This is a genomic window from Flagellimonas abyssi, from assembly GCF_019457905.1.
Taxonomy (GTDB): Bacteria; Bacteroidota; Bacteroidia; order Flavobacteriales; family Flavobacteriaceae; genus Flagellimonas; species Flagellimonas abyssi.
The window spans coordinates 198,873-222,486 of the sequence record NZ_JAHZSV010000007.1 but is presented as its reverse complement, the minus strand read 5'-3'; the positions used below and the strand labels follow the sequence as shown (position 1 = coordinate 222,486).

Below are 23,614 nucleotides of genomic sequence, written 5' to 3'. Positions count from 1 at the left end.
ATTGCGCCATTGACAATAATTATGGTCTAATTCAATTTGTAATGAATTTCATGTGCTTCCAGTTCGGAAAGTAACTCGCTGTTAATCTTTACCTTCTGTTTTCGGCTCGATAGTTTGAGTTTGATTTCCTCTTGCATCTCATAAATTACAAAACTTATCGGGTGGTCCCCTTTATGTAATGTTAAAGTGTCCTTTAATGTTCTGATGCGCTGCTCCTGTAAACGATCTATGTTCAGTTTGATGGTAAGTTTTTTGGCAAAGGCATCCATTACATCCTGAAGCTGTTTAAAGTCGTTGAACTGGAGCCTAGGGTCACCTTTTTTGCCTGTATCGCGATTTACCCAGCCTTCGCGTACATACGCACGCACGTGCACGAAGGAGTTGATCATTAAGAAGTGGCGGAACTTTAAGTATTCCTCCCCAAAAATCCTTAGTTCGTAGGATTCGTTGTAATCTTCCAGCGTGAAGAGTCCCCAGCCTTTACCGTTTTTGGAAACGCGGTGCTGCACATCGGTAATTACACCGGCAACGGTGAGTTCCCGGTTCACATGCTCTTCCAAACGTGAGAAATCGGCAACCGTGTTTTTGCAAAATGCCTTGATCTCTTTTTTGAAATCATCCAACGGGTGCCCCGAAATATAAATACCGACCACTTCTTTTTCACGGCGTAGCTTTTCCATGGTGCCCCATTCTTCACATGGCGGAACAATTGGTTCGGGAATCTGAACCTCGCTGGCTTCCCCAAAAAGACTTACCTGTGATGAATTTTGGTTTTCTTGGAACTTAGAGCCATATTTCACGGCTTTTTCTAAAAACGTGATGCCATCACCATCATCATGGAAATATTGTGCGCGATGCGTATCTCCAAAAGAGTCAAAACCTCCAGCCAACGCCAAATTCTCGAAGGCTTTTTTGTTGGCGGCACGCAAATCTACACGTTTGGCCAAATCGAAGATAGATCGGTAAGCCCCACCTTCTTTTCGGTTTTCAACAATGGTTTCCACAGCAGAGCGACCTACACCTTTAATGGCGCCCATGCCAAAACGTACGGCATTGTCCTTGTTCACGGCAAATTTGTAGTAGGATTCGTTGACGTCAGGCCCCAATACTTCCAATCCCATTCGTTTACACTCCTCCATAAAAAAGGTAACCTGTTTAATGTCGTTCATGTTGTTGGACAACACGGCGGCCATATACTCGGCAGGGTAGTGGGCCTTTAGATAAGCTGTTTGGTAGGCGATGTAGGCGTAACAGGTAGAGTGACTCTTGTTGAAAGCGTAGGAGGCAAAAGCTTCCCAATCCTTCCAAATTTTTTCGAGTACATCCCTCGGGTGTCCGTTTTTCTCACCTCCATCCAAAAATTGTGGTTTTAGTTTTTCCAGCAGGGCAAAAATCTTTTTACCCATCGCTTTTCGGAGTACATCCGCATCACCTTTGGAGAACCCGGCCAATTTTTGTGAGAGCAACATCACCTGCTCTTGGTAAACGGTAATCCCGTAGGTTTCTTGTAGGTATTCTTCCATGTCCGGAAGGTCATAGGTGATTTCTTCATCACCATGTTTACGGGCTATAAAACTAGGGATGTATTCCATTGGACCCGGGCGGTACAGGGCGTTCATAGCAATAAGGTCATCAAAAACCGTAGGTTTCAGGTTTTTCATATGTTTCTGCATCCCCGGGGATTCGTACTGGAACACCCCTACGGTTTCACCTCGTTGGAAGAGTTCATATGTTTTTTCATCATCCAACGGAAAATCATCGGGAACCAACTCTATTCCCGTTCTTGCTTTTACAATTTTGACCGTGTCCTTGATCAAGGTCAAGGTTTTCAATCCTAAGAAATCCATTTTCAACAGACCGGCACTTTCCACTACAGAGTTATCGAACTGGGTAACATAAAGGTCAGAATCCTTGGCCACGGATACAGGTACAAAATTGGTAATATCGTCCGGGGTGATGATAACACCACAGGCATGGATTCCCGTATTTCGCAAAGACCCTTCGAGCACTCGGGCCATTTTTAAGGTCTGGCCTTCCAAATCATCGGTTTCGGCAATATTGAGGAGCTCATATACCTTTTCGAGTTCTTCAGAACGGAACTTCTTTTTTAGGTCTGCTTCGTCCACCCCAAATATTTTGTTGAGCTTGGACATGTTCGGAATTAATTTGGCAATACGGTCAGCATCGCCCAAAGGCAAATCTAAAACTCTGGCCGTATCTCGAATGGACGATTTGGCCGCCATAGTACCATAGGTAATAATCTGCGCCACCTGGTTGGCCCCGTATTTATTGATTACGTAGTCCATCACGCGGCTTCGTCCCTCATCATCAAAATCAATATCGATATCGGGCATCGATACCCTGTCCGGATTCAGGAACCGCTCAAAAAGCAGGTCGTATTTCAAGGGGTCGATGTTGGTGATCGTCAAGCAGTACGCTACCACCGAACCTGCTGCGGAACCTCGGCCCGGTCCTACGGAAACATCCATATTCCGTGCTTCCCGGATAAAGTCCTCCACAATCAAAAAGTATCCCGGATAGCCTGAGTTTTTGATAATTTCCAACTCAAAATCTATCCGATCCCTGATTTCGTCCGTAAGTTCTCCGTAACGTTTTTCGGCGCCCTTGTAGGTAATGTGCCTTAAGTAGGCGTTCTCACCACGGTTACCTCCATCTACATCGTCTTGTGGGTCCTTGAACTCTTCGGGAATACTGAATTTGGGCAGCAAAATATCACTTGCAAGGTCGTATGGCTCAATTTTGTCCACGATTTCCTTGATATTCAAAATGGCTTCGGGCAAATCCTTGAAGAGCTCCTTCATTTCGTCTGAAGACTTAAAGTAGTACTCTTGGTTGGGCAAGCCGTAACGATATCCCCGCCCCCGACCGATGGGTGTGGATTGTTTTTCCCCGTCCTTTACACACAATAAAATATCGTGTGCTTCGGCATCTTTTTTATCGCAGTAATAGGTATTGTTGGTGGCGACCAGTTTTACGTTATGGTCCTTGGCCATACGCACCAAAACTTGATTGACGCGATCTTCGTCTTCTTGACCGTGACGCATGATTTCGATGTAAAAATCGTCACCAAATTGCTCTTTCCACCATAAAAGTGCCTCTTCGGCCTGGTTTTCACCAACATTCAAGATTTTATTGGGCACTTCACCATATAGGTTTCCCGTAAGGGCGATGATGTCTTCCTTGTATTGCTCAATGACTTTTTTGTCGATTCTGGGTACGTAGTAAAACCCATTGGTATAGGCAATGGATGACATTTTTGCCAAGTTATGATACCCTTTTTTGTTTTTGGCCAGCAGCACTATTTGATGCCCGTAGTCCTTTACATTTTTATTGGTATGGTCTTCGCACACAAAGAATTCACAGCCCACAATGGGAGTGATTTCTTTCTCGGTCGGTTGTTCACCGTTGGCTATCAATTCTTCGTTTTTAGCCTTTACCGCTTTGTTATGCCCCATCACTTCTTTTACAAAGTGAAAAGCGCCCATCATGTTGGCATGGTCGGTCAATGCAACGGCAGGCATACCGTGATCAGCTGTGGCCTTGACCAAATCCTTTATGTTGATGGTGGACTGAAGTACGGAAAACTGGGAGTGATTGTGCAAATGAACAAAAGGTTCATCTTCCAAAGTCTCCACGTTCTCTTGGATTTCCTCGTCGGAAATGCCACCCGTATCTTCTGCCCAAAGGGCATCGGCAATTTCTTTGGATGCTGCCTTTAGGTTGATGTGCTTTAACCCAATAAGCTCTATTTCCTGCGGATTGGCTTTGGAGAATCGCTCAAAATAATCGGGTTGAACATCGAGTTCTTGGTAGGAATATTGTTTTTTGCGGACCAATTCCAAAAAGCAACGGGTCGTAGCTTCCACATCCGCAGTTGCGTTGTGTGCTTCGGCGAAGGGCTCACCGAACAGGAACTCGTGGAGCTCTGTCAAGGTTGGCAGCTTGAATTTACCACCACGTCCTCCGGGTATTTTACAGAGTTCCGCGGTATGCTCGGTACAGGTGTCTAGCACGGGAAGTTCCGTTAGGGGACTTTGCACTTCCTCACGGTGGAATTCACATCCCATAATATTGATATCGAAGCCCACATTTTGGCCCACCACAAATTTGGTTTGTAGCAATGCCCTGTTGAACGCTTCCAGGACTTCGCTCAAAGGCACTCCTTTTTCTTCGGCCAAAGCTGTGGATATACCGTGAATCTGTTCGGCCTCGTAGGGAATGTTGAATCCTTCGGGTTTTACCAAAAAATCCTGATGTTCTATCAGATTACCAAGTTCGTCGTGCAACTGCCAAGCTATCTGAACGCATCGTGGCCAGTTGTCGGTGTCGGTAATGGGGGCATCCCAACGTTTGGGCAAGCCAGTGGTTTCGGTATCAAAAATCAAATACATAAGCTAACAGTCTCGGTCGAAAAAAGAATGAATAAAATTACGGAAGAAGATAGATTTGGTGAAAAAGAGTTGTGAGGAGTTATCAACTAAAAAAAGCCGGGAATAAATCCCAGCTTTTCTGCTTGTATCTAGTGACTTTTGGAATTACGATACTGCTGTTTCGAATATATTTGCCGTTTCCAAAGTGTCTCTGATGGCATTTCTGTGTTTCATCAGTAGACTCTCGGTGGTTGGGGGCAATACAAAATCTTTGTCTTGCAGTATGTCGTTATAGGTTTCTATAGCCTCTTTTTCTCCACGATGCACCTCTTCTAACATTGCTTCTTCACTATTGGAAGAAAACAAAGATTTAAAATTAATCCAAGATCGGTGTAATGTGCCTTTTGCACTACCGCTATCTTCAGGTTTTTCTCCGAACGACATAATTTCAGCCTTAAGTTCTTTTGCAAAATTTTGACGTTGATTGGATCTATCCATAAAGAATTGCTTAATGGTTTTATTGTCTACCTTTTCAGCTGCTTGTTTAAATCCTTTCTCAGCATCGTAGGTTCTTTCCAAAAGTTCGTTCAATTTGTTCGACATTTCTACAGTATACTTCATAATCTATCTACATTTTATCGGTTATGGGCCATCGACTTTCGATGACTTCACTACATAAGTTAAGGTTAAATGTCAGAATAACAAATAGTTGGGATGGTTTGTGATAGGTTTAACGGTATGGGGTTCAGTTGTTAAATGCATTTAACTTTTTTTGCCCTAAACGCTGTGCTATAAACAAATAAGTGTATATTTGCACCCGCTTAATGGAAAAAGCGATAAAAAAGAATTAATAACAAGGGTCGGGCACCCCTACAAATTAATGTGATATGCCAGTAAAGATTAGACTTCAGAGACACGGTAAAAAAGGTAAGCCATTCTATTGGGTAGTTGCTGCCGATGTTAGAGCAAAAAGAGACGGTAAATTTTTGGAGAAATTGGGTACATACAACCCAAACACCAATCCAGCTACAATCAACCTAGATGTTGATGGTTCTGTAAAATGGTTACAAAATGGTGCACAACCAACAGATACTGCAAGAGCAATCCTTTCTTACAAAGGTGTTTTGTTGAAGCATCACTTGTTGGGCGGTGTTCGCAAAGGAGCATTGACCGAAGAGCAGGCAGAAGAGAAATTCAACGCTTGGTTGGAGGAGAAAGAGCAAAAAATCCAAGATAAGAAAGATGGATTGAGCAAGGCTGATGCAGAAGCTAGAGCTCAAGCATTGGCTGCTGAAAAAGAGGCCAACGAAAAAAGAGCTGCTGCTGCATTACCTGAGGAGGAAGTAGCCGAGGAAGCTGCAGAAGAAATAGCCGAAGCTTCAACTGAGGAAACTGAAGCGCCAGCAGAAGAGACTCCTGCTGCTGAAGAAGCTGACAAAAAGGAAGAATAGAAACGTAAGACAATGCGCAAGGAAGACTGCTTCTATTTGGGCAAAGTCGTTTCAAAATATAGTTTTAAGGGCGAGGTGTTGGTCAAATTGGACACCGATGAACCCCATATCTACGAGAATATGGAATCAGTGCTTGTTTCTTTTGGAAACAACCTGATTCCATTTTTTATTGATAGATGCCGACTGCATAAATCCAACCTTTTACGCATCGATTTTGAAGAGGTAAAGGACGAATCCAGTGCCGATAATATTGTCGGTTCGGAGCTTTATCTGCCACTTACCATGTTGCCGCCGCTAAAGGGAAACAAGTTTTATTTCCATGAAGTAATCGGTTTTACCGTTATGGATGAGGTTCACGGTGATATCGGTATCATAGAATCCGTGAACGATAGTGCATCACAGGATTTGTTTGAAATTAAAAAGGGAGATAAGGAACTGTTGATTCCTGTTAGTGATGATATCATTGCCAAAGTAGACAGGGAGAACAAAACCATCCATGTTAAAACTCCCGAAGGTTTGGTAGATTTATATCTTGGATAAAATAAAAAGGAGGCAAAATTGCCCCCTCTTTACATAACAAAACTCGACGGAATTTTATTTTTTCCACTTGCCACCACCTAGGTAAAAACCTAGTGATATGCCCAAGTAGGAGTTTTTGACTTCTACTGCCTCTAGCAATTCGGATTTGCCAACAAGGTTGTAAGTCGCGGCCAACCTAAACTTGCCAGCTTCAAAACCTGCTCTAATAAGACCGCCAAATTTTCCATCTACTAGAATGTCGGCCTCTAGTAATTCTTCATCATACGAATCGTTATCAAAACCAATAGTCCCCGGCTGGTGGTAACCAACACCAGCACCGATGAATGGTGCAACAGAAGAACTGCCCAAAGAAAGGTAATAATCAAATGTGCCTGAGTAGGACACACTTGATGAAAGAGAAGTTTCAAATGAACCAAAATTTTTTGCCATGGCCGCAGATTCAAATCGAAGGCCAACATTCATGTTATCGGCGATATTGTACTTTGGTTCTATAGCGAGAAATATGCCACCTCCACCATCGGGTACAGTATAACCTACCTCCAAGCCAACACGGAATTTACCTTGCTCTTGCGCTTCTGAAACTTGTACTGCGGCGAGCGTAAGTAGGAATGAAAAAATGATTTTCTTCATAATGATTAAAGTTTAGATAATTTGGTAATAATTTTATTGGGGAATATCCCCAGAATTTGATGGCGAATTAAGCATATTGGTGCCACCTTTAGGAAAGTAATTAACGGATGCCCTGTTTGAACCAACGGATGCCCTGTTTCAATTGATATTTCAAAATCGAGCACACGGATTACCTTATCTTTGATGCAATGAAACCATTCAAATTCAAAGAATTTACCATCCATCAAGACCAATGTGCCATGAAGGTGGGCACCGATGGCGTTTTATTAGGTGCTTGGGCGTCATTGGCAAATCAACCGGAATCCATTTTGGATATTGGTGCAGGAACCGGCCTCATTGCTTTGCAACTTGCACAGCGTTCGTCTGCCGAAACCATAGATGCCATTGAGTTGGATGATGCCGCCTACGAGCAATGTGTTGCCAATTTTGAGGCATCGCCGTGGGGAGATAGGCTATTCTGTTACCATGCAGGCTTTGATGAGTTTGTGGGCGAAATGGATGACAAGTACGACTTGATTGTTTCCAACCCGCCATTTTACGCCGAAGATGTTACGAGTGGCGATACATCCAGAGACACTGCGCGACAAAACAGTTCCTTGCCCTTTGATGAATTGCTTCAAGGCGTACCCCAATTTTTGACGGAAAAAGGAACTTTTGCAGTTATCGTTCCTTTTAAAGAAGAAGAAAGTTTTGTTGAACTGGCCAAACGTGTGGGATTGTTTCCAAATAGGATCACAAGGGTAAAAGGAAATCCAGATTCAGATTTTAAAAGAAGTTTAATGGAGTTCAGTTTTTTTGATGATCAAACCAATATCGATACCTTGACAATCGAAAAAGAACGGCACCAATACACCGAAGCATACATAAAATTGACCCAAGCATTTTATTTGAAAATGTAACAATGAGCCGATGAAATGTTATATTTACTAAAATTTATTCTGAATGAAGCCCGACTTATTTGAAGCCCCGGATTACTACAACTTAGACGATTTACTTTCGGAGGAGCATAAACTGGTCCGTGATGCTGCCCGCCAATGGGTAAAGCGCGATATATCCCCGATCATTGAAGAATATGCCCAAAAAGCAGAGTTCCCTGAACAGATTATTGAAGGGTTGGCCGAAATTGGTGCTTTTGGTCCCTACATCCCTGAAGAATACGGTGGCGCAGGGTTGGACCAAATCAGTTATGGTTTGATCATGCAAGAGATAGAGCGTGGCGATAGCGGGGTTCGTTCAACTGCGTCCGTTCAGTCTTCCTTGGTAATGTATCCGATTTTTGCATACGGGAACGAAGAACAGCGTAAAAAATATCTTCCAAAGTTGGCAACAGGGGAGTGGATGGGCTGTTTTGGACTCACCGAGCCCAACCACGGATCTAACCCTGGCGGTATGGAAACCAAATTCAAGGATGCAGGTGACCATTACCTACTCAATGGTGCCAAACTGTGGATTTCCAACTCACCATTTGCCGATATTGCGGTTGTTTGGGCCAAAAATGAAGAGGGCCGAATCCATGGGCTTATTGTGGAGCGTGGCATGGAAGGCTTTTCCACACCAGAGACCCACAACAAATGGTCGTTAAGGGCATCAGCTACTGGTGAGCTTATTTTTGATAATGTGAAAGTGCCAAAAGAGAATCTTTTACCTGGTAAAAGTGGACTTGGAGCACCATTGGGTTGTTTGGATTCTGCGCGCTACGGCATTGCCTGGGGAGCCATTGGAGCAGCCATGGACTGCTACGATACCGCACTCCGTTACGCCAAGGAGCGCGAACAGTTTGGAAAACCTATTGCCGCATACCAACTTCAGCAAAAGAAATTGGCCGAAATGATCACAGAGATTACCAAGGCCCAGTTGTTGGCTTTTCGTTTGGGACAGTTAAAGAACGAGGGCAAGGCAACTACGGCCCAGATTTCCATGGCCAAACGGAACAATGTGGAGATGGCGATAAAAATCGCTCGCGAAGCAAGACAAGTTTTGGGCGGAATGGGCATCACTGGGGAGTACAGCATTATGCGCCACATGATGAACCTGGAAAGTGTAATCACTTATGAAGGTACCCACGATATCCACTTGTTGATTACGGGAGCCGATATTACGGGTATTCAGGCCTTCAAATAATACATTACGAAGCTTTTTCTACGGTAACTTTAATGGATTTGCTAATGGGCGTTTGGCTCTTGTCCGCAAATTGATTGTGGGGCACCAACATGTTTGTCTCAGGAAAATAAGCGGCCATATTGCCCTTCGGAATTTCATAGGGAACCACGATAAACTTTTCTGCCGTTCTTCGGATGTCATCATAATTGCTATGCAAATGGACCACATCCAGTTGGGTTAGTCCCTTTTCAGCCATATCCTCTGCATTCATAAAAACAACACGTCGCTCGTTGTGAATGCCGCGGTAACGGTCGTTCAATCCATAAATGGTGGTATTGAACTGGTCATGCGAGCGAATGGTCATCAGCAATAACTCATCAGCTTGCAATTGATGGTCGGGCAATGGGGTGATGGACAATTGTGCCATTCCATTGGGTAGCATCCTAAAATCACGCGTACGGACATTGTTGGGCAGATAATAGCCAAATCCTTTGGACGCTTCGCTGGTATTCTCGAACCCCTTCACGGTTTTGTCTATCAATTCCCGAATCAAATTGTAATCTTGTCCAAGTTCGTACCAGTTCATGGAATGGTTTCCCCTAAAATAAGTGTGGGCCAATAAAGAAATAATCTCTGGCTCACTTTTGATGTGCTCGGAAGCAGGTTTTAGGAGTCCTTTGCTCTGCCTTACCTTTCCCGTACTGCTTTCCATGGTCAAAAATTGAAGCTCCCCATTCTTTTCATCTTTTTCAGAACGCCCAAAAGTGGGCAATAACAATGCAGTTTTGCCCGTCACTAAATGACTTCGGTTCAGTTTGGTGCTGATTTGTACGGTAAGGTCACAATTTTGAACCGCTTCGGCTGTATATTGGGTGTCCGAGGCTGCCATTACAAAATTTCCTCCCAAGCAGACAAAGACCTTGGCCTTTTTCTCGTACATGGCCTTGATGGCCTCCACCGTATCGTATCCTTTTTCGGTAGGTGGGTCAAAATTGAGGTGCTTCTGTATATTTTCGTTCAAGGTTTTGTTCACATAGTGCATAATGCCCACCGAGCGATCTCCCTGTACATTACTGTGGCCCCGCACGGGACAAGTTCCTGCAAACGGTTTTCCAACGGCTCCCTTCAGCAACAAAATATTTACATATTCCTTAATACAGTCCACCGCATTTTTATGTTGGGTAATGCCCATGGCCCAGCAAATCACGATTTTTGAATTTTCGGCCAACACCTGTACAACCTGATCAATTTTTCGCATGTACACCCCGCATCTTTTTTGAAGGCTTTCCGTATCGTAGCTTTCCAAATCCTTCAACAAATCATCATAACCGTCCACGTATTCCACAATAAACTCATGGTCGAGCACATTGGAATTTTTGGCATCAAGTGCCACTAATTTTTTCAAGATCAATTTGGCCAAGGCTACATCTTCGTTGATTTTTACAGGCAGATGAACATCGGCCATGGCCTGTCCGTTCCCCAACATGTCCGAAACGCTTTGGGGATTTTTAAAGTTGACCATTCCCGTCTCGGCAAGGGGATTTATACTGATGATTTTACCGCCATTTTGTTTACATTTTTCCAGTGCCGACAACATCCTCGGATGATTCGTGCCTGGGTTTTGCCCTACCACCAAGATGACTTCTGCACCATATAAATCGTCCAATTTTACGGACCCCTTCCCAATTCCCATAGTCTCCGAAAGTGCCACGCCCGATGATTCATGGCACATATTGGAGCAATCCGGCATATTGTTGGTGCCAAAAGCGCGTGCAAACATGCCATAGAGATAGGCGGCTTCGTTGCTAGATCGGCCCGAAGTATAAAAAATGGCCTCGTTAGGGTCTTGTAATTGGTGCAGTTCATCCGAAATCAATTCAAACGCATCTTGCCAAGTGATGGGCTCATAGTGAATACTGTTTGGCTTTAGAACCATCGGTTCTACAATGCGTCCTAGTTTATTTAGTTCAAAATCACTCAATCTGGAAAGTTCCTCCACCGAGTGTTCTGAAAAAAAATCTGCTCCAATATGATTTCTAGTTGCTTCATCGGCCAAGGCTTTTGCCCCATTCTCACAATACTCTGCAATTTTGGAGGGATGCTCGGGAACGGGCCAAGCGCAACTGGGACAACGAAAACCGTCCTCTTGGTTCATTTCCAGCAAGCTACGCATGGAGTTGACAATTCCCATTTCCTTCAAGCTATGTCGTAGCGCTTCTTTAATACCTAAAAAACCTGCTGCGGTTTGCATGGGTTCTTTTAGGCGAAGGCCAGTAAATTTGATGTCTCCAGTTAGGGAAATGTTTCGTTTTATCTCTTTTTGCATAGTCTAATTTAGCATTTTGGGCTGGCATAATTCTTTTCCCCAAGACTTTGAGTCATTTTATACTGAACGCAATTACCTTTGACTCGAAATGGAATTACAATGAATTTCCTATGTAATTTAGCAAAAATCGAGTATTTTAAAAAGCATGTTCGCCCTTGTAGATTGCAATAACTTTTATGCCTCATGTGAACGGGCGTTTCAGCCCCAGTTCAATAATGTTCCTGTGGGTATCCTATCCAACAACGATGGCTGTTTTATCTCGCGAAGTGATGAAGCAAAGGAACTCGGATTGCCCATGGGCGCCCCAGAGTTTAAGTACAGACAATTTTGTAAGGAAAATGGCATCAAAGTGTTTTCATCCAATTACCCTTTGTATGGCGATATGAGTACGAGGGTCATGAATATTCTGGGAACATTCACCCCCAATATGGAAGTGTACAGTGTAGATGAAGCTTTTTTAAAGTTTGATGGTTTCAAAAGTTATGATTTTAATATTTATGGACGGGAGATACAACGAACAGTTCAAAAATGTACAGGAATTCCCATAAGCATTGGTATAGCGCCCACAAAGGGATTGGCTAAAGTAGCCAATAAGATTGCCAAAAAATTAAAGACGCGAACAGGGGGAGTGTACGTTATCGATTCTGATGAGAGAAGAATCAAGGCCTTAAAATGGACCAAGATTGAAAGCGTTTGGGGGATAGGGAGAGGAAACCAGAAACGGCTCCAGACCAAAAATATAAAAACAGCTTATGACTTTACCCAATTATCGGATGAATGGGTGCGTAAACAAATGGCTATAATAGGTCTTCGATTAAAAAAAGATCTGGAAGGTATTCCAACGTTGGATTTGGACGATGATACCCGTGACAAAAAAGCCATAGCTACCACACGGAGCTTTGAAAGCACTTATTCCGATATTGAGAACATCAAAGAGAGGGTGTCCACCTTTGCGACCAGTTGTGCCGAAAAATTGAGGAACCAAGGAAGCAGTTGTAACTATTTGGTGGTGCTTTTAAGAAGTGACAGGCATAAAAAGAACGAACCACAAGATAAGAGCAGTCTTATTGTTACGTTGCCCTATGCTACGGATTCAAGCCTCACTATCAGTAACTATGCGGTTAAAGCAGCCGTAGCACTTTTCAAACCTGGAATCAAGTATAAAAGGGCGGGAGTCATTGTGTCTGGGCTGGTGCCTACCAATGAGAAGCAATTAGACTTGTTCCTGTCCGAAAATCCAAAACACCATAAACTCATGAAAGTTATGGATGGTATTAATGACAAGTATGGCATCCAAAAAATGAAAATTGCCAATCAAGATTTGGAAAGGACCTGGAAGATGCGCCAAAAACATCTTTCACCTAAATACACCACAAATATTAATGACATCATTAAAGTAAAATGACTTCCAAAAAATTGCCAGAAACAGAATCACTTACTTTTTATGTGCCAAGCGAAGAACAAAGTGAGGGTGCGCCTTTGTCCAAAAATACCGTATCCGCAGGGTTTCCTTCACCTGCAGAAGATTTTAAGGAAAAACGCATCAGTTTGGACAAAACTTTGATCAAAAACAAAGAAGCGACTTTTTATGCGAGGGTGAGTGGAGAATCCATGATAGGCGCAGGACTGGATGATGGGGATCTTTTGGTCATAGATCGCAGTTTGGACCCGGAACATGGCAAGATTGCCGTTTGTTATTTGGATGGTGAGTTTACTGTAAAACGGTTGCACATGGAAAAGAAAGCCATTACCCTAATGCCTGCAAATGACAGCTATAAACCTATAAAAGTACCTAACGGAAGCGACTTGATTATTTGGGGAGTGGTTACCTATGTGATCAAAGCAGTTTGATGATTTGTCAAAAGCGAACAGTCTCATCTCCGAGCACCCGCCTGTCGGACGGACAGGTAGGCGTTTAAATCCATTGGCCATGTTCCGAATAGAATAAGAAACTTGTTTTCTGGGGATGATTTTAACTTGATTTTTATTGAAAAGACGGCAAGTTCAAAATCCTTTGTTATCTTTGTTCCGTTGTGTTGGATTCCAGTCGCGATGATTGGAATCAGGTTGAAGCATCAAACCGATGCTCGCCAATGAAAGGCTTTCCTTTTGGAAGGCTTTTTTTGTTTGTGGGGGAGAATGAAATTAACTTCCAGAAACACTATGTGCCACATGGTGTACCAGCGAAGCGGCCAATTTAGCCGTCTGACCATCAATATCATACTTGGGATTCATCTCGGCAATGTCCATACTGATCAATTTTCCAGAGCCGATAATCGTTTTTAAACATTCCAGAACCATATATGGGCTAAAGCCCATTGGAGAAGAGGCACTGACCCCGGGCGCATAAGCCGATGAAAAACCATCCAGGTCGATGGTCACGTAAATATGGTCCACATTTTTGGCAAAGGCATTGATCCATGTAGTGATTTCTTCTAGCAAAGGAATTTGAAAGGTGTCGTTCATCACATAGATGACATCAAGGTCCCTTGCCGTTTGAAATAGGTTTCGATCATTGGCATCTTTTCGGATACCGAGACAGAGGTAGTTAAAATCGATACCCTTTTTTTCGCAGTCTTTGGCTATTTGATAAAATGGAGTGCCCGAATTGCTCTGTTCCGTGTTTTTCCGCAAATCAAAATGCGCATCAAAATTGATGATGCCGATGGTCTGACCTTCTTTTTTGTCATCCAAATAAGTTTTGATGCCGTTGAAGTGCCCGTAGGCCATATCGTGCCCACCACCCAAAACAATTGGGAACTGTTTTTTCTCCAAAAGGGTTTTGACTGCTTGGGAGAGTTGTTCTTGGGCAGCTTCCATATCGCTATTGGCACAAGTAATTGAACCTACATCGTGTAACAGCACATGGCTCCCCAAATGGTTGGGCATTTTGGCAAAATTGCTTTTGATGACATCTGGACCTTCTACGGCACCCAAACGGCCTTGGTTTCGGCGTACGCCTTCGTCGCAGGCATAGCCCAAAAGGGCAATGGATTTTTTATGTGCTTCGGGAAGTTCTTCCAATGGGGTGCAATGCACTTTTTCGTGCAGATACAGCCATTTATTGGAGATTCTACCTGTCCAAAAGTCTTTTTTCGGGGGAGCGTAGTGTTTCATCACATTAAAATAGGTCATCCAAAATATCGGATTCCACAAGATAAGGCAAAGTTACCTTTAAATTGGGGGAGCGTTCCATTTCTCGTTCAATGGCAAAGCGGGCTTCTTTGTTCCTGGCCCAACTCCTGCGGGAAATACCGTTGTTGACATCAAAAAACAACATTTTCTTCAATCTGATTGACGCCTCTTCGGAACCATCGAGCACCATGCCAAACCCTCCGTTGATGACTTCGCCCCAGCCAACGCCACCGCCATTGTGGATGGAAACCCAAGTGGCACCTCTAAAACTATCTCCAATTACATTTTGGATAGCCATATCGGCGGTGTACTTGCCACCGTCGTAAATATTGCTGGTCTCCCGAAACGGCGAATCCGTACCACTAACATCATGATGGTCGCGTCCCAAAACCACGGGGGCAGTGATTTCTCCCTTGGCAATGGCCGTGTTGAAGGCGTCTGCAATTTTGCTTCGTCCCTCGGCATCGGCATAGAGGATTCGAGCCTGTGAACCTACCACCAATTTGTTTTGTTCCGCTTCCGAGATCCATTTGATGTTGTCCTGCATTTGCTGTTGGATTTCTTCAGGTGCTTCGGATTTTATCTTTTTCATTACCTCAAGGGCAATGGCATCGGTTTTTTGAAGGTCTTTTGGATTGCCCGAGGTACAGACCCATCGGAATGGGCCAAAACCATAATCAAAACACATCGGGCCCAAAATATCTTGGACATAGGACGGATATCGGAAGTCGATGTTGTTTTCGGCCATTACATCGCCGCCCGCCCGGGAAACTTCCAACAAAAAGGCGTTTCCGTAATCAAAAAAGTAGGTGCCTTTTGCCGTATGTTTGTTGATGGCGTTAATTTGTCTCCGAAGCGATTCCTGTACTTTTTTCTTGAATTTATCTGGATTTTTAACCATTAAGGTATTCGATTCTTCAAAAGAAAGTGCAACGGGATAATAACCACCTGCCCAAGGATTGTGCAAAGAGGTTTGGTCGGAACCTAAATGAATAAAAATATCTTCCTCATAAAAACGTTCCCAAACATCGACCACATTACCAATGTAGGCCAAGGAAACGACTTCTTTGTTCTCCACGGCCTCTTTGGTGCGAACCACCAACAGATCTAGATCCACCAACAATTCATCCACCCAACCTTGGTCGTGGCGTTTTTTGGCAGCTTCGGGGTTTACTTCTGCACAAATGGTGATGCCACCAGCAATGTTTCCGGCTTTGGGTTGGGCTCCGCTCATACCGCCCAATCCAGCAGTCAAGAAAATTTTGCCTTCGGGCGATTCGTTTGCCTTTAATACCTTTCGGAAGGCGTTCATTACTGTGATGGCGGTTCCGTGAACAATTCCCTGTGGGCCGATGTACATGTAAGAACCAGCCGTCATCTGTCCGTATTGGGTAACGCCAAGTGCGTTGAATCGTTCCCAATCATCGGGTTTGGAATAGTTGGGAATCATCATGCCATTGGTAACAACCACTCTTGGTGCTTCTTTGGATGATGGGAAAAGACCCATTGGATGCCCAGAATGCATGTTCAAGGTCTGTTCCTCGGTTATTTCCGCCAAATATTTCATGGTGAGCAGGTACTGTGCCCAGTTTTGAAATACTGAGCCATTGCCCCCATAAGTAATGAGCTCTTCGGGATGCTGGGCCACTGCAGGATCCAAATTGTTCTGGATCATGAGCATAATGGCCGCTGCCTGATGCGTATTGGCAGGATATTCCGAAATAGGTCGTGCGTACATCTCATAATCGGGCTTGAACCGATGCATATAAATACGGCCGAAAGTTTTCAGCTCCTCCGCAAATTCTGGGGCGAGCTCTTTGTGCCAAGCTTCGGGAAAATAACGTAGCGCATTCTGTACAGCTAATTTTTTCTCTTCGTTGGAAAGGATGTCTTTCCGTTTTGGAGCTGGGTTGCCGTTTTTAGGGTATGGCTTTCTAGCAGGAAGCTCTTCAGGTATGCCTTGTACTATTTGTTGCTGAAATTCGGTCATGATGCAATGTTTTAGTGGATGGGCGTTCCTTTTTTCCAAACTTGGCTTGGCTTTAATTGCCCTTGGTGGTAGGTGATTTCTTGATAGTTTTCTGTTGGAAAAACCATAAAATCAGCCTGTGATCCAGCTTCCAGTTTTCCCCGGTCTGCCAAACGTAAAGCCGCCGCCGCTCTAAACGTAATTCCTGAAAGTATTTCGGTGTTGGACAATTTTTCAAAGGTTCCCAAAATGCTGGCTTGGGTCAATAGGTCACCCATAGGAGCGGATCCAGGATTATGGTCGCTGGCAATGGATAAAGAACCGCCTGCATCCAAAATTTTACGGGCAGGGGTGTAGGCACACCCCAAACCGATGGATGCCCCGGGCAATGCCGTGGCAATGGTGTTGCTTTTGGCCAACAGTTGGATTTCCTTTTCAGTACTGGCTTCCAAATGGTCGGCGCTCACCGCATCAAAATCTACGGCTACTTGACTTCCGCCTGTAGTGAATTGGTCGGCATGCACCGTAATATCGAATCCCATTTCCTTTGCTTTTTGAAAATAGGGTTTGATTTCCTCCGGGGAAAAGGCACTTTCTTCCACAAATGCATCTACCCGATTGGCCAAGTTTTCAGCTTTGATGATAGGAAACAATTCGTTTATGATCACATCCAAATAATCTTCGTTTTGATTCCAATCTTTCGGCTTCATATGTGCGGCCAAACAGGTTGGGACCAAGGTTGCGTTTGTGGTTTCGTTGGCCTGTTGTATGGCGCGCAGCATTTTTAGTTCTTCATCCATGGAAAGGCCATAACCACTTTTCACTTCGATAGTGGTAATGCCATTTTTGAGATGTTTTTGGCTTCTGGAAATAATACCTTCTACCAATTCTTGTTGTGATGCCTTTCGGGTCTGGGTAACGGTGTCCCAAATACCACCGCCCGCCTTGGCAATCTCCAAATAGGTTTTTCCAGCATTTCGGTAGGCGTAATCGCGGGCACGGGTCCCTCCAAAACAAATATGGGTATGGGAGTCCACAAAGCCAGGTAGGCAAACATGGTTTCCTTCGATATGGTGAATGTCGACATCATCGGATTTCAGCTCATTAAAAACACCGATTTTGAGAATTTTTCCTTCGGAAACCAAAATGCCCCCATTTTGAATGATGGTAAGTTGCTCATCTTTGAGCGCTCCTTTTAAGGGGAGGTTCCTCATGGGTAGCAATTGGGTGAATGGTCCTATTAATAAGGGTCTGTTCATGTTAATATGTTTCAAATTCATCAAGATGTGGGGCATTCCACTTCAGTTTTTTTTCATCCATCACACGGTCCACCAAATCGATGATTTCCCTGTTTTGAATGATTTCAATTCCTTTTTCAATGTCATCGGCAAAAACACGATCATTTTCGGCAAAGGCGACCTTGGTTCTCAGAAATGTATGGATTTCATCCAACAGAATGCCTGATTTTAATGGTTTTCTGTATTCGAATGCTTGGGCTGAGGTCAACAATTCAATAGCAAGGATTTTTTCCACATTTTCAATTATGTTGAGCGCTTTTCTACCGCTGATGGACCCCATGCTCACATGGTCTTCCTGCCCCAATGAAGTCGGGATACTATCGGCGCTGGCAGGGAAACACAAACCTTTGTTCTCGCTCGCCAATGCTGCGGAAGTGTATTGTAGGATCATATAGCCCGAATTGATACCCGTATCCTTCATGAGCAATTTGGGGACACCGGGGCTATTGCCTTCCAGCGCTAGATAGATGCGTCGGTCGGATATGTTTCCAATTTCAGAAGCCGCCAATGCGGCATAATCCAAGGCCATGGCCAAGGGTTGCCCGTGAAAATTACCGCCACTGATGGTCAGTTCATCATTTATGACGACGGGATTGTCCGTTACCGAATTGAGTTCGATTTCCAAAAGCTCTTTCAAATGGAGCCAAGCATTACGCGAAGCACCGTGCACTTGTGGCATACAACGAAGGGAGTAGGGGTCCTGCACCCGTTCGCAATCGATATGATCTTCCAATATTTCGGAACCTTGGAGTAGGGTTCGAATCCTGCCTGCCACGTGTTGGTTGCCTTTGAACGGACGCAGTTCATGCAATTCCTCAAAAAATGGCTTCATGGAGCCTTGAAGTCCCTCCAACATCATAGCGCCGATAATGTCGGCATGTCGCAAACAATGTTGTAATTTATGAACTACCATCACCCCGTGTGCAGCGATAAATTGAGTTCCGTTGATCAAAGCGAGTCCTTCTTTTGGGCCCAACTCCAAAGGTTGCAATGCGTTTTGTTCGAAAAGTTCTTTTGTTGGAATGGTTTTTCCTTGATATTCTACCTTGCCGAGGCCTATCAAGGGTAAAAACAAATGGGATAGTGGAGCCAAATCGCCAGATGCACCAACCGAACCTTGGGATGGAACCACCGGAATGGCATCGTTTTCCAAATGCCAAAGCATGCGTTGCAAAGTAGTTTCAGCAATACCCGAAAAACCTTTCGCCAAGGCGTGGATTTTAAGAATGAGCATGATTTTTGCCAACTCAGTGGAGATGGGTTCTCCCACACCCACGCTGTGACTCTTTAATATATTGGATTGAAGGATTTTGGTGTCTTCCTTAGATATTCTGGTGCTGCACAATGGGCCAAAACCCGTATTGATCCCATATACCGTATCGCCTTTTTCCACGATACGCTGTACACGTTGATGACTGGCATTTACATTTTTCAGGCATTCTTGGGAGAAAACACCCTTTAGGGTGCCATGTGCCAATCCCAAAGCCTTGCTTGCGGTCAAATGATCTTCGCCAAAGTGAAATGTTCGGTTTTTTGCCATATTTTTTCTTTTCCATAAAACTAAAGGTTATGATTAATAATTGCCAATACTTATTTTTGTAATGATCAATAAGTATGAATTATCAGATAGAACTACGACACTTTATCTATTTTTTGGCCGTGGCCGAAGAGCTTCATTATAGAAAGGCGGCTGAAAAGCTGTTTATTTCCCAACCAGGTTTGAGTACCCAAATCAAACAAATGGAGGAAATATTGGGTACCCAACTCTTTGTGCGAGACAAGAAAAAAGTAAGTCTGACCCCCGCAGGCGAATTTTTAAAAAAGGAAGTTGAATTTATCCTGAATCATCTGGAGCAGACCAAAAAACAGGTAAAGCTTATCGGAGAAGGACAATTGGGCGAGGTGCGCATCGGTTTTTTGGGTTCGGCCATGCAAAATGTGGTGCCAAATTTATTGTTGGGGTTAAAGGAAAAGTATCCAACGGTACATACCACTTTGGAAGAGCTTTCGAACCGGGCGCAAATCAATGCGATACTGGCAGACCGATTGGATCTTGGTTTTGTGCGATTGTCCCGTGTGCCAAAAGGACTGGATGTCCGACCTGTTTTTGAAGATACCTTTTCCTTGGTGTTGCCAGCGGAACATCCTTTGGATGAAAAGAATTTTAAGAACATCAACCAAGTGGCGGATGAGGATTTCATCCTCTTTTCCCAAGATTATAGCCCCATGTACTACGATACGGTGCTCAGCATTTGTGAGGATAGTGGTTTTGTGCCGAATGTTTCCCATAAATCGGTACATGCACAGACTATTTTTAAATTGGTGGAGAATAAATTGGGCATTGCCATTGTGCCGACGACCCTTCAACATGGATTTCAGATGAAGGTAAAGTTTATTGAAATGAAGAATATAAAACAACGGGCGGTGCTGAGCATGGTCTGGAAAACCGATAACCGCAATCCTGCGCTTCAAAAATGTATGGACTTGCTCATGAAATTATGATGTGAACCTTTTGGAGTGTAACTTTGGAATTCAACGTAAATAAGTAGTATGATATTTGATTTGATCAAGGAGCGAAGAAGTATTTTTCCTCAGCAGTATATAGATAAGCCCATCACCAAGGAAACCTTGGAAAAGATTTTGGAAGCGGCCAATTGGGCGCCTACGCATAAAAAAACCGAACCATGGCGCTTTAAAGTGTTGACAGGGGATAAAAAACAGGAATTGGGTATTTTTCTTTCCAATAAGTATGAGGAGGTAGACCCAAACCCAAAACAGATGACCATTAAAAAATTACAGTTCAATCCGTCCAGCTCGGGAGCTGTAATTGCCATTTGTATGCAACGTGACCCAAAAGAGAGTTTGCCCGAGTGGGAGGAAATCGCATCTACGGCCATGGCGGTACAAAATATGTGGTTGTGCTGTACCGAACTTGGAATAGGAAGCTACTGGTCTTCGCCTGGTCTCATCAAGTTTATGGACGAGTTCTTTGATTTGAAGGAGGGGGAAAAATGTTTGGGCTTCTTCTACATGGGATATTTCGACGGTGAAGTGATTCCATCGGCAAGAACTCCCATAGATAATAAAGTGGAGTGGTTTGACTAACTAAACGTAAACAGGTCACCCGCGTACTTCACGGTAATGTAAACGTAAAATATAGCGTAAAGAAGGGTTACGACAAACTTCATGAAAGTGCCCGTCAAAAAACCTAGAAACGAACCAAAGGCTGCCTTCATGGCGGTTTCTTTATTGGCCTTGTTCAGCAATTCTCCGATCAATGCGCCAATAAACGGCCAGATTATTATTCCAAGTGGACCAAATATGGGAACAAATATGGCAACCAGTAGACCCACAATGGTACCCCACATACCTGCTTTACTGCCACCGAACCGTTTGGTGCCCATGGCAGGAATCACATAATCCAAAATGGTGATGGCTATTGCAATTATAAATGTGATTGTGAGCACCCACCAGTTGTTGGGCACGGCTTCGGTCAAATAAAGCAATAGGAGTCCCACCCAACTTAATGGTGGTCCTGGCAGAATAGGCAGAAAGCTGCCCAATATCCCGACCAGCATCAAAAGAAACCCTAAAATGAGCAATGCAATGTCCATGGCTGTGTTTTACTATTAGACAAATGTAGCCGACAATTGTTACAAACAAAATCTAATGTTTAAACTAAAAAGTTAGTTTAAACTAAATATTTAGTTATATTTGTTTTGTGTTGAACTAAAAAGTTAGTTGAAAAATGAAGCAACTCACCAAGGCAGAAGAAGAGGTTATGCAGCTCCTTTGGCAATTGACAAAAGCCAATGTAGCCGCAATTTTGGAAGAATTGCCAGAACCCAAACCAGCCTATAATACCGTGTCCACGATTGTCAGAATTTTGGAGGACAAAGGTTTTGTATCCCATGAGAAAGTGGGCAAGGGGCACGTGTACTTTCCTTTGATGAAAAAGGAAGAGTACAGCAACCAACGCTTGAATACGTTGATGGATGGATATTTCCAAGGGTCATTTAGCAGTATGGTATCCTTTTTTATGAAAAAGAACGATATCAGCCTGAAGGAACTCGAAGACATTATGAAGAACATTAAAGACAAAGAGCAATGATTACCTATATATTAGAATCCTTGGCATTTCAATTGGTCTTTTTATTGACTTATGACCTTTTTCTAAAGAAAGAGACCTTTTTTCAATGGAACCGTGCATATCTGTTGGGTACGTTTGCCCTTTCCCTCATATTGCCCTGGGTGAAGATTCAAGCGCTCCAGACCACTATGCCACAGGGTTTGGAAACTACAACGGTATTCCTTTCACAATTGAACGGCGTGGTGCTTGGTCCAGGCGCAGAGGAAACCAGTTTTCTGGACCGTATCCCATGGCCTTATCTGATTTTGGCCATAGGTAGTATGTTGGCGACCATATGGTTTGTGTACAAATTGATTCAGATAAGCAGACTCCGCCGTAAAAGTATTGTGGAGAATTATAAAGACTTCACAAAAATCACAGTGCCCAAAAGTACCTCGGCCTTCTCCTTTTTCCGAAACGTTTTTATGGGCGAGGAAATCAAAAGGGACAAAGAGGCCAATATCCTGGCCCACGAGTTGGTGCATGTAAAACAATGGCACACCTTGGATTTGCTCTTTTTTGAGTTGGCTCGAATCGTATTCTGGTTCAACCCTTTGGTGTATATCTATCAAAACAGACTTGCCGAGTTGCATGAATTCATTGCCGATGAAAAAGCCGTTAAACAAAATAAGGCAGCACATTATGAAATGTTGCTTTCCGAAGCTTTCAACACACAGCATATCAGTTTTGTCAATCAATTTTTCAATAAATCACTAATCAAAAAACGAATAGTCATGTTACAAAAAAAGAAGTCCAAAGCCGTTTGGCAATTAAAGTATGTATTGTTGTTGCCCCTTGTATTGGGCATGTTAGTGTATACTTCTTGTGAAACTAACAAGGAAGATACCGAGCTTGATTCGGCTGATGGGGTATCCCTGGCCGTTGCCAATGAGATTCCGTTTGGAGTTATTGATGAAGTGCCTGTTTTTCCAGGCTGTGAAAATGCCGAAGATAAAAGGGCTTGTTTCCAAGAAAAAATTCAAGCACACATCCGTAAACATTTTAATTATCCTGATGAAGCACAAGCTTTTGGTATTCAAGGAAGAGTAAGTGCCATTTTTGTAATGGATGAAGAAGGGAACGTGGTCGATATCAACATGAGAGGCCCACATGAACTGTTGGAAGAAGAAACCAAGCGAATTTTAGCTAAGTTGCCACAAATGCAACCGGGCAAACACGAAGGCAAGACGGTCAAGGTACCTTTTTCCATTCCGATAACATTCAGGCTCCAGGGGAATGATGAAGAAGAAATAAACAAGGAAATTCAAAAGTTTGGTGAGCGTGGAGATGGTTGGGTTCCCTTTGCCGAAATTGATGAAGCACCAGTATTTCCTGGCTGTGAAAATGCAGCCGACAAGAGAGCTTGTTTCTTGGAGAGCGTTCAAAACCATGTTCGCAAGCATTTTAATTATCCAAAAGAAGCACAAGAAAAAGGAGTTCAAGGTCGGGTGGCCATTATGTTCGGTATTGATGCGGATGGAGATATCGTGGATATTAAATCAAAAGGGCCAAGTCCTATTTTGGAGGCTGAAGCGCAAAGAATAATTGCGAAATTGCCAAAAATGGAACCTGCAATGCAAGATGGAAAACCAGCCGATGTGATTTTTTCAATTCCAATAACATTCAAATTAAAATAAGCAATCCG

Annotated in this window: 19 protein-coding genes; 10 read left to right on the top strand and 9 right to left on the bottom strand. The window is 43.6% G+C overall.

Going from position 1 to position 23,614, the window contains the following annotated elements; all coding sequences use genetic code 11:
- Positions 1-26: 26 nt before the first annotated feature.
- Together dnaE and K1F36_RS07390 are read right to left on the bottom strand one after the other, a co-directional pair.
- On the bottom strand, positions 27-4,412 hold the full coding sequence (dnaE, locus tag K1F36_RS07395) for a DNA polymerase III subunit alpha (protein ID WP_220113246.1): 4,386 nt from the start codon (positions 4,410-4,412) through the stop codon (positions 27-29).
- 144 nt (positions 4,413-4,556) lie between these two features.
- On the bottom strand, positions 4,557-5,012 hold the full coding sequence (locus K1F36_RS07390) for a ferritin-like domain-containing protein (RefSeq protein WP_220113245.1): 456 nt from the start codon (positions 5,010-5,012) through the stop codon (positions 4,557-4,559).
- Between the two features lie 266 nt (positions 5,013-5,278).
- Between K1F36_RS07390 and K1F36_RS07385 the strand changes: the two genes are divergently transcribed.
- Together K1F36_RS07385 and rimM are read left to right on the top strand one after the other, a co-directional pair.
- Positions 5,279-5,842: a 30S ribosomal protein S16 gene (locus tag K1F36_RS07385; RefSeq protein ID WP_220113244.1), complete on the top strand. Its 564-nt coding sequence runs from the start codon at positions 5,279-5,281 to the stop codon at positions 5,840-5,842.
- A 12-nt stretch (positions 5,843-5,854) separates the two neighbouring features.
- On the top strand, positions 5,855-6,382 hold the full coding sequence (gene rimM / locus K1F36_RS07380) for a ribosome maturation factor RimM (RefSeq protein ID WP_220113243.1): 528 nt from the start codon (positions 5,855-5,857) through the stop codon (positions 6,380-6,382).
- 54 nt (positions 6,383-6,436) lie between these two features.
- On the opposite strand, the gene K1F36_RS07375 is transcribed toward rimM, so the two are convergent.
- Positions 6,437-7,012, bottom strand: a complete 576-nt coding sequence (locus K1F36_RS07375) for a hypothetical protein (RefSeq protein WP_220113242.1) — start codon at positions 7,010-7,012, stop codon at positions 6,437-6,439.
- A 188-nt stretch (positions 7,013-7,200) separates the two neighbouring features.
- On the opposite strand from K1F36_RS07375, the gene K1F36_RS07370 reads away from it, so the two are divergent.
- Together K1F36_RS07370 and K1F36_RS07365 are read left to right on the top strand one after the other, a co-directional pair.
- Positions 7,201-7,911, top strand: coding sequence for a tRNA1(Val) (adenine(37)-N6)-methyltransferase (locus tag K1F36_RS07370; protein ID WP_220113241.1), 711 nt, complete (start codon positions 7,201-7,203; stop codon positions 7,909-7,911).
- 43 nt (positions 7,912-7,954) lie between these two features.
- Positions 7,955-9,133: an acyl-CoA dehydrogenase family protein gene (locus K1F36_RS07365; RefSeq protein WP_220113240.1), complete on the top strand. Its 1,179-nt coding sequence runs from the start codon at positions 7,955-7,957 to the stop codon at positions 9,131-9,133.
- A 4-nt stretch (positions 9,134-9,137) separates the two neighbouring features.
- Here K1F36_RS07365 and K1F36_RS07360 read toward each other — a convergent pair whose 3' ends face one another.
- Positions 9,138-11,438, bottom strand: a complete 2,301-nt coding sequence (locus tag K1F36_RS07360; protein WP_220113239.1) for an FdhF/YdeP family oxidoreductase — start codon at positions 11,436-11,438, stop codon at positions 9,138-9,140.
- A gap of 145 nt (positions 11,439-11,583) precedes the next feature.
- On the opposite strand from K1F36_RS07360, the gene K1F36_RS07355 reads away from it, so the two are divergent.
- Both K1F36_RS07355 and K1F36_RS07350 read left to right on the top strand, forming a co-directional pair.
- On the top strand, positions 11,584-12,843 hold the full coding sequence (locus tag K1F36_RS07355) for a Y-family DNA polymerase (protein ID WP_220113238.1): 1,260 nt from the start codon (positions 11,584-11,586) through the stop codon (positions 12,841-12,843).
- Entirely contained in the window at positions 12,840-13,289 is a 450-nt protein-coding gene (locus K1F36_RS07350) for a LexA family protein (RefSeq protein WP_220113237.1), read from the top strand. Before K1F36_RS07355 ends, K1F36_RS07350 begins: the two co-directional genes overlap by 4 nt.
- A gap of 294 nt (positions 13,290-13,583) precedes the next feature.
- On the opposite strand, the gene hutG is transcribed toward K1F36_RS07350, so the two are convergent.
- From hutG to hutH, 4 genes are read right to left on the bottom strand one after another with little or no spacing between them, the layout of a single operon-like run.
- Positions 13,584-14,573 (bottom strand): formimidoylglutamase, encoded by a 990-nt coding sequence (gene hutG, locus K1F36_RS07345; protein WP_258538971.1) that lies wholly within the window; start codon positions 14,571-14,573, stop codon positions 13,584-13,586.
- A complete protein-coding gene (locus tag K1F36_RS07340; protein ID WP_220113236.1) occupies positions 14,560-16,563 on the bottom strand; it encodes a urocanate hydratase in 2,004 nt (667 codons plus the stop codon). Before K1F36_RS07340 ends, hutG begins: the two co-directional genes overlap by 14 nt.
- An 11-nt stretch (positions 16,564-16,574) precedes the next feature.
- Positions 16,575-17,801, bottom strand: a complete 1,227-nt coding sequence (gene hutI / locus K1F36_RS07335; protein ID WP_220113235.1) for an imidazolonepropionase — start codon at positions 17,799-17,801, stop codon at positions 16,575-16,577.
- Between the two features lies 1 nt (position 17,802).
- Complete coding sequence (gene hutH / locus K1F36_RS07330) at positions 17,803-19,380, bottom strand: histidine ammonia-lyase (protein ID WP_220113234.1); 1,578 nt, start codon at positions 19,378-19,380, stop codon at positions 17,803-17,805.
- Positions 19,381-19,454: 74 nt separating this feature from the next.
- On the opposite strand from hutH, the gene K1F36_RS07325 reads away from it, so the two are divergent.
- Together K1F36_RS07325 and K1F36_RS07320 are read left to right on the top strand one after the other, a co-directional pair.
- Positions 19,455-20,342: a LysR family transcriptional regulator gene (locus K1F36_RS07325; protein WP_220113233.1), complete on the top strand. Its 888-nt coding sequence runs from the start codon at positions 19,455-19,457 to the stop codon at positions 20,340-20,342.
- A gap of 48 nt (positions 20,343-20,390) precedes the next feature.
- On the top strand, positions 20,391-20,945 hold the full coding sequence (locus K1F36_RS07320) for a nitroreductase family protein (RefSeq protein ID WP_220113232.1): 555 nt from the start codon (positions 20,391-20,393) through the stop codon (positions 20,943-20,945).
- Here K1F36_RS07320 and K1F36_RS07315 read toward each other — a convergent pair.
- A complete protein-coding gene (locus K1F36_RS07315) occupies positions 20,942-21,454 on the bottom strand; it encodes a DUF456 domain-containing protein (protein WP_220113231.1) in 513 nt (170 codons plus the stop codon). The genes K1F36_RS07320 and K1F36_RS07315 overlap by 4 nt on opposite strands.
- Positions 21,455-21,588: 134 nt before the next feature.
- Here K1F36_RS07315 and K1F36_RS07310 point away from each other — a divergent pair, with 134 nt between their 5' ends.
- Positions 21,589-21,951, top strand: coding sequence for a BlaI/MecI/CopY family transcriptional regulator (locus K1F36_RS07310; RefSeq protein WP_220113230.1), 363 nt, complete (start codon positions 21,589-21,591; stop codon positions 21,949-21,951).
- A complete protein-coding gene (locus K1F36_RS07305; protein ID WP_220113229.1) occupies positions 21,948-23,606 on the top strand; it encodes a M56 family metallopeptidase in 1,659 nt (552 codons plus the stop codon). The genes K1F36_RS07310 and K1F36_RS07305 overlap by 4 nt, the downstream gene beginning before the upstream one ends.
- Positions 23,607-23,614: the final 8 nt, after the last annotated feature.

Excerpts from the sequence above, each read along its gene's own strand:
- K1F36_RS07390 (WP_220113245.1), bottom strand. The coding sequence starts at position 5,012 with ATGAAGTATACTGTAGAAATGTCGAACAAATTGAACGAACTTTTGGAA.
- K1F36_RS07375 (WP_220113242.1), bottom strand. The coding sequence starts at position 7,012 with ATGAAGAAAATCATTTTTTCATTCCTACTTACGCTCGCCGCAGTACAA.
- K1F36_RS07315 (WP_220113231.1), bottom strand. The coding sequence starts at position 21,454 with ATGGACATTGCATTGCTCATTTTAGGGTTTCTTTTGATGCTGGTCGGG.
- hutG (WP_258538971.1), bottom strand. The coding sequence starts at position 14,573 with ATGACCTATTTTAATGTGATGAAACACTACGCTCCCCCGAAAAAAGAC.
- K1F36_RS07325 (WP_220113233.1), top strand. The coding sequence starts at position 19,455 with ATGAATTATCAGATAGAACTACGACACTTTATCTATTTTTTGGCCGTG.
- rimM (WP_220113243.1), top strand. The coding sequence starts at position 5,855 with ATGCGCAAGGAAGACTGCTTCTATTTGGGCAAAGTCGTTTCAAAATAT.
- K1F36_RS07355 (WP_220113238.1), top strand. The coding sequence starts at position 11,584 with ATGTTCGCCCTTGTAGATTGCAATAACTTTTATGCCTCATGTGAACGG.
- dnaE (WP_220113246.1), bottom strand. The coding sequence starts at position 4,412 with ATGTATTTGATTTTTGATACCGAAACCACTGGCTTGCCCAAACGTTGG.
- K1F36_RS07310 (WP_220113230.1), top strand. The coding sequence starts at position 21,589 with ATGAAGCAACTCACCAAGGCAGAAGAAGAGGTTATGCAGCTCCTTTGG.
- K1F36_RS07320 (WP_220113232.1), top strand. The coding sequence starts at position 20,391 with ATGATATTTGATTTGATCAAGGAGCGAAGAAGTATTTTTCCTCAGCAG.
- K1F36_RS07385 (WP_220113244.1), top strand. The coding sequence starts at position 5,279 with ATGCCAGTAAAGATTAGACTTCAGAGACACGGTAAAAAAGGTAAGCCA.
- K1F36_RS07360 (WP_220113239.1), bottom strand. The coding sequence starts at position 11,438 with ATGCAAAAAGAGATAAAACGAAACATTTCCCTAACTGGAGACATCAAA.
- K1F36_RS07365 (WP_220113240.1), top strand. The coding sequence starts at position 7,955 with ATGAAGCCCGACTTATTTGAAGCCCCGGATTACTACAACTTAGACGAT.
- hutI (WP_220113235.1), bottom strand. The coding sequence starts at position 17,801 with ATGAACAGACCCTTATTAATAGGACCATTCACCCAATTGCTACCCATG.
- K1F36_RS07340 (WP_220113236.1), bottom strand. The coding sequence starts at position 16,563 with ATGACCGAATTTCAGCAACAAATAGTACAAGGCATACCTGAAGAGCTT.
- K1F36_RS07350 (WP_220113237.1), top strand. The coding sequence starts at position 12,840 with ATGACTTCCAAAAAATTGCCAGAAACAGAATCACTTACTTTTTATGTG.
- K1F36_RS07370 (WP_220113241.1), top strand. The coding sequence starts at position 7,201 with ATGAAACCATTCAAATTCAAAGAATTTACCATCCATCAAGACCAATGT.
- K1F36_RS07305 (WP_220113229.1), top strand. The coding sequence starts at position 21,948 with ATGATTACCTATATATTAGAATCCTTGGCATTTCAATTGGTCTTTTTA.
- hutH (WP_220113234.1), bottom strand. The coding sequence starts at position 19,380 with ATGGCAAAAAACCGAACATTTCACTTTGGCGAAGATCATTTGACCGCA.